Source organism: Arcanobacterium hippocoleae, assembly GCF_040360365.1.
In the GTDB taxonomy this organism is placed as follows: Bacteria; Actinomycetota; Actinomycetes; order Actinomycetales; family Actinomycetaceae; genus Arcanobacterium_A; species Arcanobacterium_A hippocoleae_A.
Genome location: NZ_CP136412.1, coordinates 742508 through 755016, shown reverse-complemented (window position 1 = coordinate 755016; position 12509 = coordinate 742508). Strand labels below are relative to the sequence as shown.

Annotated in this window: 10 protein-coding genes and 1 pseudogene; 8 read left to right on the top strand and 3 right to left on the bottom strand. The window is 47.4% G+C overall.

Going from position 1 to position 12509, the window contains the following annotated elements; translation table 11 throughout:
• The first annotated feature begins 4 nt into the window (after positions 1–4).
• The 4 genes from RQN30_RS03955 (at position 5) to RQN30_RS03940 (ending at position 4155) form a co-directional block, all read left to right on the top strand.
• Complete coding sequence (locus RQN30_RS03955; RefSeq protein ID WP_353061347.1) at positions 5–481, top strand: GNAT family N-acetyltransferase; 477 nt, start codon at positions 5–7, stop codon at positions 479–481.
• A 285-nt stretch (positions 482–766) separates the two neighbouring features.
• Positions 767–1432, top strand: coding sequence for a succinate dehydrogenase cytochrome b subunit (locus tag RQN30_RS03950; protein WP_353061346.1), 666 nt, complete (start codon positions 767–769; stop codon positions 1430–1432).
• 21 nt (positions 1433–1453) lie between these two features.
• Positions 1454–3427 carry a fumarate reductase/succinate dehydrogenase flavoprotein subunit gene (locus RQN30_RS03945; protein ID WP_353061345.1) on the top strand — a complete coding sequence of 658 codons (1974 nt, stop codon included), beginning with the start codon at positions 1454–1456 and terminating at the stop codon, positions 3425–3427.
• Positions 3424–4155 carry a succinate dehydrogenase/fumarate reductase iron-sulfur subunit gene (locus tag RQN30_RS03940; protein WP_353061344.1) on the top strand — a complete coding sequence of 244 codons (732 nt, stop codon included), beginning with the start codon at positions 3424–3426 and terminating at the stop codon, positions 4153–4155. Before RQN30_RS03945 ends, RQN30_RS03940 begins: the two co-directional genes overlap by 4 nt.
• A gap of 545 nt (positions 4156–4700) precedes the next feature.
• Here the strand turns inward: RQN30_RS03940 and zupT are convergent.
• On the bottom strand, positions 4701–5531 hold the full coding sequence (zupT, locus tag RQN30_RS03935) for a zinc transporter ZupT (RefSeq protein WP_353061343.1): 831 nt from the start codon (positions 5529–5531) through the stop codon (positions 4701–4703).
• A 169-nt stretch (positions 5532–5700) separates the two neighbouring features.
• The gene (locus RQN30_RS03930; RefSeq protein WP_353061341.1) at positions 5701–6909 is read right to left on the bottom strand and encodes a class I SAM-dependent methyltransferase; all 1209 of its coding nucleotides are present in this window, start codon (positions 6907–6909) and stop codon (positions 5701–5703) included.
• Positions 6910–7295: 386 nt separating this feature from the next.
• On the opposite strand from RQN30_RS03930, the gene groES reads away from it, so the two are divergent.
• A complete protein-coding gene (gene groES, locus RQN30_RS03925) occupies positions 7296–7592 on the top strand; it encodes a co-chaperone GroES (protein WP_353061339.1) in 297 nt (98 codons plus the stop codon).
• A 792-nt stretch (positions 7593–8384) separates the two neighbouring features.
• Here groES and RQN30_RS03920 read toward each other — a convergent pair.
• Positions 8385–8684 carry a WhiB family transcriptional regulator gene (locus RQN30_RS03920; protein ID WP_353061338.1) on the bottom strand — a complete coding sequence of 100 codons (300 nt, stop codon included), beginning with the start codon at positions 8682–8684 and terminating at the stop codon, positions 8385–8387.
• Positions 8685–9055: 371 nt separating this feature from the next.
• Between RQN30_RS03920 and guaB the strand changes: the two genes are divergently transcribed.
• The 3 genes and pseudogenes from guaB to deoC all read left to right on the top strand — a co-directional run bounded on the left by guaB (position 9056) and on the right by deoC (position 12508).
• Complete coding sequence (gene guaB / locus RQN30_RS03915; RefSeq protein ID WP_353061337.1) at positions 9056–10570, top strand: IMP dehydrogenase; 1515 nt, start codon at positions 9056–9058, stop codon at positions 10568–10570.
• Between the two features lie 83 nt (positions 10571–10653).
• Positions 10654–11636 (top strand): annotated as a pseudogene (locus tag RQN30_RS03910) (sugar-binding transcriptional regulator).
• A 230-nt stretch (positions 11637–11866) separates the two neighbouring features.
• The gene (gene deoC / locus RQN30_RS03905) at positions 11867–12508 is read left to right on the top strand and encodes a deoxyribose-phosphate aldolase (RefSeq protein ID WP_353061336.1); all 642 of its coding nucleotides are present in this window, start codon (positions 11867–11869) and stop codon (positions 12506–12508) included.
• Position 12509: the final 1 nt, after the last annotated feature.

Below are 12509 nucleotides of genomic sequence, written 5' to 3'. Positions count from 1 at the left end.
CCAAGTGGCAGACGTGAATTTATTTGGAAAGTTTCAGCAGCTTACCCCGGCTTGGGCGAATCACTGTGCCCGCTTTGATATCCGGAACTTCGGGCGTGATGCGTGGCCGGAAACAGTTTGGCGCAGTGAATTAGCCCGCAAAGATTGTGCTTATCTTGCATTGATTGATCCGCCTGCGCCGCATCAGAATTTTGGGAATTTAATTGCTCTTGGCGGAGTTGGATTTGGGATTGAAGCGGAGATTTTAACGATTGCAGTTGATTTTCACTATCGCCGCCGCGGAATTGCGCGCAGCTTGATTTCGCAGTTGATGTATCTTGCAAAAAACCGCGGTGCAGCGGAAATATTTCTCGAAGTGCGTTCCCGTGATACGGGGGCGCAAACACTCTATCGGCATCTTGGGTTCATCGCAGTAGGTTTTCGGAAAAAGTATTATCACGATGATGACGGTGTAATTATGAAATTAAATCTGCATACGTGAATGCATATCTTTTCCAAATTTCCGATTGAAAGGCAGAATTGGAAATTTGCCGGATATACGCAAATAAACTCTCACGCAATTTCATATTTAGATTTGCTGCCGGAAAAACTGCGAAATAACGCCGAATAGTCGCGGTTGAAAACATCTTGATTCAAAGGTTAGTTCCCGATCTCAGGTATTAAACGGGAAAATAGGTCTTGAGCACCGAAAAACCGTGGAATCATCTGGTATTTTCGATATGTGGCTAACTCTAATGTAAAAACAAATCGTGGAAGTAAGACTACCGTGGCACTAAAAGTGCTCATGGCAGCAACCGGTATTATTTTTGTCCTTTTCCTTCTGTTCCACATGTATGGAAATCTGAAGATGTTCCTTGGAGCAGACGCATATAATCATTATGCACACTACCTGCATGATGAGTTACTTTATCCGATTCTGCCTCCCAAGGGCTTTGTGTGGATTATGCGCATCGGACTTTTGCTTGCGATTGTGCTCCACATTTATTCGGCAGTCACTTTGTGGAACCGAGCTGCAAAAGCGCGTGGTGATGCATATAAAGTCAATTCTGGTAAGAAAGTTCGCGCGTCTCAAACCTATACCGCAGTGGTAATGCGTTGGGGCGGCGTACTGATTGCAATTTGGCTGGTTTTCCATTTGCTCCAGTTTACTGCGCTGAAGCTGCAGGTTGGCGGTGCTTATGATGCAAGCAACCCGTACAATAACATGGTTCTTGCTTTCAGCGTTCCATGGGTGTACATCTTCTACTTGGTTGCAATTTTGGCCATTGGATTGCATATCCGGCACGGTGTTTGGTCGGCGCTTGCAACACTTGGTCTTTCCAGCCGCAATCGTGAGAAAGCTTATCGGATTGCAGGCGATATTGTTGCGGGGCTGATTGTAGTAGGTTTTATGCTTCCGCCAACCTTCATCCTCTTCGGAGCAATTTCATAAGGTAGGGGAGAGAAAAGAAAAATGACAGATACTTTAATTCATGGGCTTTACGCCGAAGGCGAGCCAATTGCAGATACTAAGGCTCCGCACGGGCCGCTTTCAGAGCGTTGGGAACAACGTAAGTTCAGTGCAAAGCTGGTAAATCCGGCAAACCGCCGGAAGCGTTCAATCATTGTTGTCGGTACCGGTCTTGCTGGCGGCGCAGGTGCAGCTTCCCTTGGTGAAATGGGATACCATGTGAAAGCGTTCTTCTATCAAGATTCTGCCCGTCGGGCGCACTCAATTGCAGCGCAGGGCGGTATCAACGCGGCGAAGAACTACAAGAACGACAATGATTCCACTTTCCGTCTTTTCTATGACACGATTAAGGGCGGCGATTTCCGCTCCCGCGAATCGAATGTCTACCGTCTTGCTGAGGTTTCGGCAGCAATCATTGATCAGTGTGTGGCGCAAGGCGTGCCGTTTGCTCGCGAGTACGGCGGTCTCCTCGATAACCGTTCCTTTGGCGGAGTGCAGGTTTCCCGTACTTTCTATGCACGCGGTCAGACTGGTCAGCAGCTCTTGATTGGTGCATACCAGGCGCTGATGCGGCAGGCAAAGGCCGGCACCGTCGAACTCTACAACCGTCACGAAATGGTTGATTTGGTAGTGGTTGAAGGCCGTGCGCGCGGCATTATTGCCCGCGATATGGTCACTGGCGAACTCGAGACGCACATTGCAGACGCAGTGGTAATTGCGAGCGGCGGTTACGGTAACGTATTCTTCCTCTCCACCAATGCGATGGGATGTAATGGGTCTGCTGTGTGGCGGGCTCATCGCCGCGGTGCTTACTTTGGAAATCCTTGCTACACTCAGATTCACCCTACCTGTATTCCGCAGCATGGTGAATCACAGTCGAAGCTTACACTGATGTCGGAATCGCTGCGTAATGATGGCCGCATTTGGGTGCCGAAGAAAGCGGAGGATTGTAAGAAAGATCCGCGTGATATTCCGGAAGAAGACCGCGATTACTATCTGGAGCGGATTTATCCGTCGTTCGGTAACTTGGTTCCGCGTGATATCGCTTCCCGCCAGGCAAAGAATATGTGTGACGACGGGCGCGGTGTTGGTCCGGAAATCGGCGGCGTTGCACGCGGCGTTTACCTCGATTTCTCCGAGGCTATCGAGCGGATGGGCAAAGAACAGGTTTCGGCAAAGTACGGCAATCTCTTCGATATGTATAAGCAGATTACTGCTGAAGATCCGTATGAAGTGCCGATGCGGATTTACCCGGCTGTGCACTACACCATGGGCGGTCTGTGGGTAGATTATGATTTGCAGTCTACAATTCCTGGGCTTTACGTGGCAGGAGAAGCAAACTTCTCCGATCACGGTGCAAACCGTCTTGGTGCTTCGGCTCTGATGCAGGGGCTTGCGGATGGGTATTTTGTACTTCCAAATACAATTAATGACTATCTTGCAGGTGCGCCGGCATTCCCAGAAGTGAAACCGGATAACGCAGAAGTTGCCGCAATCGAGAAAGAAAACGCAGAACGTATTGCGTATTTGGTAAATAATGACGGAAACCGTTCAGCAGACTCCTTCCATAAGGAACTTGGGCAAATTATGTGGGAGTACTGCGGTATGGAGCGAACCGAAGCAGGGCTGAAGAAAGCAATCGGAATGATTCGCGAACTCCGTGCCGACTTCTGGAAGAATGTGCGCGTGCCTGGTAAGGACAAAGAGTTGAATCAGTCTCTGGAGAAAGCTACCCGCGTGGCAGATTTCCTTGAGCTTGGTGAACTTATGTGTATCGATGCATTGCATCGCGAAGAATCTTGCGGCGGTCATTTCCGCGCAGAGCACCAAACGGAAGAAGGCGAAGCACTTCGTCACGATGATAAGTTCGCTTATGCTGCCGCTTGGGAGTGGAAGGGTGAAAATGAAGCACCTGTCCTGCACAAGGAAGATTTGAAGTATGAATTTGTCGAGATGAAGCAGCGGAGCTACAAGTGAAAATTAATCTAGAATATTGGCGTCAGGCTGGATCAAAAGCTAAGGGCAGCTTTGAGACGCATACAATTCAAAATATCTCTGAAGATGCATCTTTCCTTGAGATGCTTGATCAGCTCAATGAGGAACTCTTTGCTGAAGGTAAGGAACCGGTCGCATTCGATTCTGACTGCCGTGAAGGGATTTGCGGGCAGTGCGGTCTCGTTGTGAACGGTGATCCGCACGGACCGCTTGTCACCACCACGTGTCAGCTGCACATGCGGACTTTCAAAGACGGCGATACTATCACGATTGAGCCGTGGCGTTCCACAGCATTTCCGGTACTGCGCGATCTTGTAGTTGACCGTACAGCGCTTGATCGAATCGTGCAGGCAGGCGGATATATTTCAGTGAATACCGGTGCTGCTCCAGACGCACACGCAGTGCCGGTGCGGAAAGAAAATGCAGACAAAGCATTTGAAGCTGCAGCCTGTATTGGCTGCGGTGCTTGTGTAGCAGCTTGTCCAAATGGTTCTGCAATGCTCTTTACTTCGGCAAAGGTAGTGCATCTTGGGCTGCTGCCGCAAGGTCAGCCAGAACGCCGGGAACGCGTAGTGAATATGCTTCGCCAGCATGATGATGAAGGCTTCGGCGGCTGCACCAATACTGGTGCTTGTGCTTCTGCTTGTCCGAAGCAGGTGCCGCTTGAGTTTATTTCGATGCTGAATCGCGATTTGATTAAAGCACTCTAAACTTTAGTAGTTAGCCGGTGTGGGGTTGGTTCTGAAAAGGATCAGCCCCACACTTTAGTTTTCTGGAATTCAGGAGAATAATAGCGGAAAAGCGAATCTAATTGGAAAATAAATTATGGTAGTGCAAATCAGATAAGGGCGCGCGCAGATATGAAACATTTCTATCCAAAGCGTAGAAACGATGCTTACAGTAAGGAAACGTTCACTTTTATTATTCCGCCAGATACAACACTATGAAATGGAATCAAAGCGGTGTTTTAATGTCCGTCATAAATATTTCTTAAACCTAAATTATGCTTCGAAATTGCCGGTGAATCTATATTGTGAATAGTGTGTAATTTGCCGTAATAAATCATAGACAGGTGCAAACACACCGCGGTAAGCACCGCGTTCACATCGTTTTCGAAACAAACTGCAAATTCTATTCAGGCACTCTTACTGCTGCATCCGGAAATATTTACCGGCGATAGCTGGGGAGAGCGGAAAAATAACGGAAATCTGTTCTAATGCAGTGAATTCTGCAGATGTTTCACTGGCGGTAGTATTCAGAGCAAAAGCAGTGAAATTGCCATAATCGCCATCCCGGTAATTAAACCGATTATCGCATGATGGTGCTGCCCATATTCTTCAGCCGTCGGCAGCAGTTCATCAAGTGAAATATAGACCATAATTCCGGCGACGGCAGCAAAAGCCCAACCAAATCCGCCTGCACCCATAAAGTTCGAAAGGAGCATCCAACCAATTAGTGCTCCCAAAGGTTCGGAAAGCCCTGATGCAAAGGAAAGCCAGAAAGCTTTTTTCCGCGAACCCGTCGCATAGAAAATCGGAACAGAGACGGCAATTCCTTCCGGAATATTGTGAATGGCAATGGCGATTGCTATTGGTAAGGCAAGATCAGCGCTGTGCATCCCTGCAAGAAAGGTTGCAAATCCTTCCGGAAAGTTGTGAATCGCAAGTGCGGCGGCTGTGAAAAGTCCCATCCGCATGAGCTTTGCACTCTGATCTGGGCCAGGACGGAATATAACGCTATTTTGCCCGGGGACACCTTGGAATTTATCTTCCTTACCCATCTCATGCGGGTTTTCATAGTCGGGAACAAAAAAGTCAATTAACCCAATAATCGCAATTCCGAGAAAGAAAGCAATCACTGTCTGCCATGCACCGGCCGTCTCGCCGCTAATTTGCACGAGTGACTCACGTGCTTTCGGGATAATTTCAATAAACGATACATAAAGCATTACTCCGGCGGAAAAGCCGAGGGAAATTGCTAAAAATCGCGGGCTGGTCCGCTTTGTAAAGAAAGCAAGCGCTGAACCGACACCCGTTGCCAAACCGGCAAGGAGCGTAAGAATAAAAGCGATAGTGAAAGTGTTCATGGTGCGTGTAACCAATACTGCAAATACTATTGTTCGGACATCCAAACTTTAACATTCAAGATAATCGGCATCGCGCTGAAAATATGAAAGGGCGCAAAATCACCAATTGCAGGAAATATTTTCGTGCAAATTAGTTCCCGAAAGCAGTATTTTGCGCATGTGTGAAAATCTAGCAACGCTCAGCTAAAATCAGCCGATGTGCACCCATTACAGGTGCCGCGATCAGCACGGCAGAATTTTTATGTTTCGAATTCAACGAAAGCGCTTTCCGGAAAGCTTCCGGAGAGATATCTGTGCCGCGTTTCTTAATTTCAACAATTCCAATCTCAAGTTCCGCGAGCCGTTTCCGAACCTTTTTAACATTCAAAGGGAGTACTTCGTGTACAGCAAAACGTGTTAACAGCGGCGAATTAACTTTCGCTACTCCGCTTACGTAAGCTATTTTTGCAGAAATTGGGGCGAGCCCAAATTCATCTGCTACGCAGTGTACAAGCCCGGCACGGATAATCGCAGAATTCGGCTCGTAAAGGTATGGTCCTAACTCTGCTGGTTCAAGAAATACCGGCGGTGTTTGCGGGTCAAGATGGTATTGGCTAAGTTCAGTCACAACCGGGGAGCCGTCGTTATTTTCGCAAACCAGCCAGGCGGCTCTGCCAGGCTGCGGAGCCGCTTCGCCAAGCCAGATAACCGCTTCGCATAAATCACCGGCAGTGCTAATCCAAGTTACGTAAGCGTCAGCAGGAAGATTTTCGTAAGGAATCCCAGGTGCGGATTTAATTCCTGCCATTTTGAATTGCCGTGCAAGGGAAACCGCATGTGAAAGGCTTGGCGCCCATTGTTCTGGATTCATAATTCGCTTGCCGTTCTTGCGGCGAGCTGGATCAATCCAGATTGCATCTGCTCCAAGCTCGTGCAGGTTGAGATGATTTCCGTCTGCTGCAATTACTTGTGCATGATGGAAGTGCTTTAGATTATGTGCGGCTGCAACGGCTGTGTCTGCAAGCATTTCTATTGCAGACACAGTTAAGCCGGTCTTTGCAAATGCAAGTGAATCCGCACCAATTCCGCAGCCAAAATCAATGACTGATTGCGCTCCGTGCTTTTTCAGATATTTTGCGTGCTGAAGCGCAATATAATGGCGTGTTGCCTGCTCGATACCGTCGTGCGTAAAAAACATTTCGGAAGCAATCTTGGGAGGGAATTTTGCTGCTGCTTTTGCACGTAATCGTTTTTGTGTGAGTGCTGCAGAGATTAAATCAGGCGCATAGCCATGCTTGCGGAACTCGCTGGTTACTTGGAAAACTGTTTTCTCGCTGTACGGCGGAAGCGCCGCGAGCAGCGCGGTGCCGTCGGCAGTTGTTAAATCCTGAATACTCACTCATCCAGTCTCTCATAAAGCGGCGGCTGTTTTTTGATCGCAGCTTTCAATTGCGGTTTCAATAACTGTTATCGAGTTTCGGAAATGCATGTGCAATATCGGGAAATTCATGTGGGACGTTGCAGGATCCGGAGATTTTTTCTGATACTGATATCGAGCAAATATTTTGCAGCGCATGTTTCGGAATCGATTGTGCTATCTGCTATTTCGCAGATAGCGAGTTTCATAGTTTTAATTGGCACTCTGATTTGCTGAGTGCCAATTTTCGGAATAGTCTTTTTATTGACGGCAGCGCAAGCTGCCACCGCGCAACAGCTCGACCCCCGCGACGGCGAGCCAGCGCAGGTTGTTTCAATAGTTTACGAAAAAAGAAAAGGGGAGCGCCCGTGTCGGTCTCCATTAAGCCGCTCGAAGATCGTATTGTGATTCAGCAGGTTGAAGCAGAAGAAACTACTGCATCCGGTCTTGTATTGCCAGGCAGCGCACAGGAAAAGCCGCAGGAAGGTAAGGTACTGGCAATTGGTCCGGGCCGGATTGATGATAACGGCAACCGTGTACCGCTTGACGTAAAAGTCGGCGATGTAGTGATTTACTCTCGTTACGGCGGTACTGAAGTGAAGTACGGTGCAGACGAGTATATCATCCTCTCTGCCCGCGATATTCTCGCAATTGTAGAGCGCTAATCTGCGATTGCGCTAAAAGATGTCTGCAGCTATTTTCGGCTGTGGCAGACGGGAAAAGCCGGGTTGTTTGTTCCGCTGAGTTATGCGGTATAAACAACCCGGCTTTGTTTTTGTTTCACGTACCGGATTTCGCACAGACTAGTGTGAGCTGCCATATGATATTCGTTCAGAGAAAATATGCAAAGTATGCAGACGATGCGGTTGGTTTTTCATCGCAGCTGTTTTCAATTCGGTTAATTTGTGCGAAATGGCTGGAACTGTTTCAGAGATTAAAAATATCTTGAGACAATCAAGATTAAGCAAAATGAATTAATCATTGCAATCAACATTCAAACTCTGTATGGAGATTGTTGACGGTTCGCAGTGTCATGATTCAAAACCGGATTTTGCCTCCGAAAATTAATGAAAGTCTGCTTTGAGTACCTAAACTAAAGAACTTCGAAAATTAACATTAATACGTTTTTTGAACCGAGACATGCCAACATAAGACGTACAGATCCGTTATTGACCCATAATCTCAGCTTGAAAGATGAAACCATAAACAACGGCAAGATATCCCGGCGAACTGCAGGAAATCTTGCCATTAGTTCAGATCTTTGCTGAGTTTTTGAAATTTTGTCTGCAGCTGTTTGTACATATACGTGTTTGTGCAGATATGTTATGTGCTGCGTTTATATATCCGGCTTGCACGGGGCACTTCTTCTGCTTACACAGCCTTCCCTCTATCCGGCATCTGCTGCACTTCTTCGATACAGTTTGCGCGGAACCGAAACTTCTTCGTGTGCTTGATGTTTATGCGCTGCGGGCTGTCCGCCGGCGCTGCTGCAAAATAGCGGCACGTTCCTCTTCAGAAAGTCCGCCCCAGACACCGTATGGTTCATGATGTACAAGCGCATATTCGCGGCACTGGTCAATCACCGGACAGGCAAAGCAAATCCGTTTTGCGCGTTCAATCCTCCGCCGGCGCGGACCGCCGCGTTCACCCTCCGGATGGAAGAAATACTCTGGATCGAGCGTATTGCATAGACCTTCTTGCTGCCAGTCCCAAAAATCGACTAGTGCGCCCTGCACATCTCTGATGTGTGAAACCAAGGTCTATCCTCTCTGCTATCGTCAAGAAATGAAGTGACTTTTCGCTGCGGATTAAACTTTATGCTCTGCCGAAAACGTGTCGCTTTGAGAACTGTATTCTCAGCTTCTATTCTAACGCCGTTATCGGTAAACACCGTCAAAGTTAAAAATCAATTCTTGAATAATTCAAGTCTCAGAATAGCCGGTTTTATTTTATCAATGCAAGGTTCGCTCACATTCCAAAGCTGATAGCAGAAAATTCAAGTAAAAGTTCTATACTTGGCTGTATGGACTCGGCTATATGAGCTTTTGTTCGGGAAGAAAAACATATTTTCTGAACTGTGTTCAAGAATAAAAACTCACAAATTCGTGTTACACGCGAGATAGACAGGTTGGTTGAAGTGACTGAACATAATCCTTTTGCCCTTACTGGTTTGACCTATGACGATGTGCTTTTGCTTCCGGGAGCTACCGATGTGGTTCCCTCTGAGGTCGATACCAGCTCACAGCTTACACGGGAGATCACACTAAAACTCCCGTTACTTTCTGCAGCAATGGATACGGTTACGGAATCGCGGATGGCAATTGCGATGGCGCGTCAGGGCGGTATTGGAATCCTTCACCGCAACCTTTCGATTGAAGATCAGGCAAACCAGGTGCGGATTGTGAAACGAAGTGAATCTGGGATGGTTTCTGATCCGGTTACGGTTGCGCCGACGGCAACGATTTCACAGCTGGATGCGCTTTGCGGAAAATATCGTGTTTCCGGTTTGCCGGTGGTGGACGAGAAGCAAGTTCTGCTTGGGATTATTACAAACCGAGATTTGCGTTTCATCTCTCCAGATAAATGGGACAAAATCGAAGTGCAGGAAGTAATGACTCGGATGCCGCTGGTTACTGGGCGTGTGGGAATTAGTTCTGCGGAAGCTGCACAGCTCCTTGCAAAGAATAAGATTGAAAAGTTGCCGCTGGTAGATGATGCCGGAAAACTCGCTGGCCTGATTACGGTTAAAGATTTTGTAAAATCTGAAATGTATCCAGATTCAACCAAAGATTCCGACGGGCGTTTGCGTGTAGGCGCAGCAATCGGGTATTGGGGAGATGCCTGGCAGCGTGCGCAGGCACTTGCCGAAGCGGGTGTAGACGTGCTTGTGGTGGATACTGCGAATGGTGAAGCGAAGCTTGCACTTGAAATGATTCGGAAGATTAAAGCGGATTCGGAGTTTGCGAATATTCAAATAATCGGCGGTAACGTAGCTACTACTGAAGGTGCGCAGGCACTGGTAGATGCTGGCGTGGATGCAGTGAAAGTTGGCGTTGGGCCAGGTTCGATTTGTACTACGCGGGTGGTTGCCGGTGTGGGTGTGCCGCAGGTGACTGCAATTTATTTGGCTTCGCTTGCTTGTAAACCAGCTGGTGTTCCGGTAATTGCCGACGGCGGTTTGCAGTACTCAGGCGATATCGGTAAAGCGCTGGTAGCTGGTGCGTCTACGGTAATGCTTGGTTCGCTGCTTGCCGGCTGTGAAGAATCCCCAGGGGATCTTGTTTTCGTCAACGGGAAGCAATATAAGAATTATCGCGGGATGGGTTCGCTGGGTGCGATGAGTTCACGCGGGCGCGTCTCCTATTCAAAGGATCGCTACTTCCAAGCTGATGTAACTACTGACGATAAAATTATTCCGGAAGGGATTGAAGGGCAAGTTCCATACCGCGGCCCGCTTGCTTCGGTGGCTTATCAGCTGATTGGCGGTTTGCATCAAACAATGTTCTATACTGGTGCGCGCACGATTCGCCAGCTGCAGGAGAATGGCCGTTTTGTGCGGATTACTCCTGCGGGTTTGCGTGAATCGCACCCGCATGATGTGCAGATGACGGTGGAAGCACCAAATTATTCCTCACATCGCTGATTTGTGTTCTTCTTGAATGGTTTTTATCCAGAGCTCGTGGCTGCAAAGGCGGGAAGCTCTGGATAAAACTATCCTGTTATTCAATGGCGAAAGGCGGGAAAGTGGATTATACGCCGCAGCTTCACTCAAAGGATGTTCAGGCGATTGACGCTGCGAAGCTGTATTATTCTGGATTGAGTCAAGCCGAAGTCGCCCAGCGTTTGCATGTGGCCCGTCCTACGGTTTCAAAGCTTTTAAGTCATGCGCAGCGCCGCGGTTTTGTGCGAATCCAGGTAATTGATCCGCGTGAACATGATGAAAGATTAGTGGAGACACTGCAAGAACGCTATCGCTTACGTGAGGTCGTATTAGTTAGCCCAGCGCAGAATGATATGCAGACTCTACGCGATAATCTTGGGCGAGCTGGTGCAAAATTATTGCAATCTTTGGTGCGTGATGAAGATTTAATTGGGATTGTGCCGTCGCGGACTATCTCTATGCTTGCAAGCTATCTTGAATACACTCCGCGTAATTGTGTTTCAATTGTGCAAATGTCGAATGGTTTTTCACTGCCGGCTACCAATAAGCAGGAAAGTATTTTATACCGAATTGCTAATGCTTTCGGTGCGTCATGTATCAGCTTGAAGGCTCCCACTTTTTCACATTCGGTGATTGAACAAAATCGATTAATGCGTAATCCGGAATTGCGAAAAGTATTTGAACTGATGAGTACGGCACGGTTTATTGTTTATACTGTTGGTGATACTGAAAGTAATCGTGATTTGATTTTGCGTGCGCAGCTTCGTGAATCGGAAAAAGAGATTCTGTTTTCGCGATCAGTAGGGGATATTTGTTCCCGTTTTATTGATATGCATGGGAGAATTTGTGTTCCGGATTTAAATAATCGCACTTTTGGAATTTCGCTGCCGCAAGTGCGGCATATGGAGCAAAAAATTTTGATTGCCGGGGAGAAGCAAAAGTTTCTGCAGTGAAAGCGGCATTGGAAAATGGGTATGTGAATCGGCTAGTTACCGATATAAATACTGCAAGGCAAATCGTGCAGGAAATACAGTTAAAAAATGCTTAATTTGCATTAACGGGTTATTCTTGCGAAACGCATTAGCATATTGGCACATATGTGCCAATGTTTTTCAAATGTGCTGAATCCTCCTGCCGCACCTGAAAAAATTTATGTTTTCGCTGGTAATTGGCCATTTTTTGCTTTTGTTGCAGGTTTATTTTAGTTTTACGTACTGTTCGGTGTTCATGTTTACTGGTCTTGTTTGCTGGTTTTACACGGAAACAAAGGAGTTTAAGATGAACCGAGCGCAAATAATAGATCACACCTTGCTGAAGGCGGATGCTTCCAAAACGGAAATAACACAATTGTGCATTGAAGCAATTGAGCTTGAAATGGGAGCAGTATGTATAAATCCCAAATGGGTGAAAACTGCAAGTGAGATACTTGCAGATTCACAAGTAAAAGTATGTACCGTAGTGGGATTTCCTCTTGGTGCTGCTACCAGCGAATCGAAAGCCTTTGAAACTAGGCAGGCCGTCGCCAATGGTGCTGCCGAAATTGATATGGTAATCGATCTTGGAGCGGTAAAAGACGGAGACTGGGAGCATGTTGAAGCCGATATTGCAGCTGTGGTTAGGGCTAGTGCAAATAATCTTGTGAAAGTAATTCTCGAAACTTGCCTGCTCACTGATGCAGAAATTGTTAAAGCATGCAAAGTTGCGGTTGCGGCCGGGGCTGATTATGTAAAAACTTCCACTGGATTTTCATCGGCTGGAGCGACTGTGCACGCAGTGCAGTTAATGCGTGAGAGCGTCGGCAGTGATTTTGGTGTAAAGGCAGCAGGCGGAATTAGAACTTATCAGGATTATGACGAAATGGTAGCTGCTGGAGCTTCACGAATCGGATCATCGGCTGGAAAAGTATTGTTAGGAGAATAAA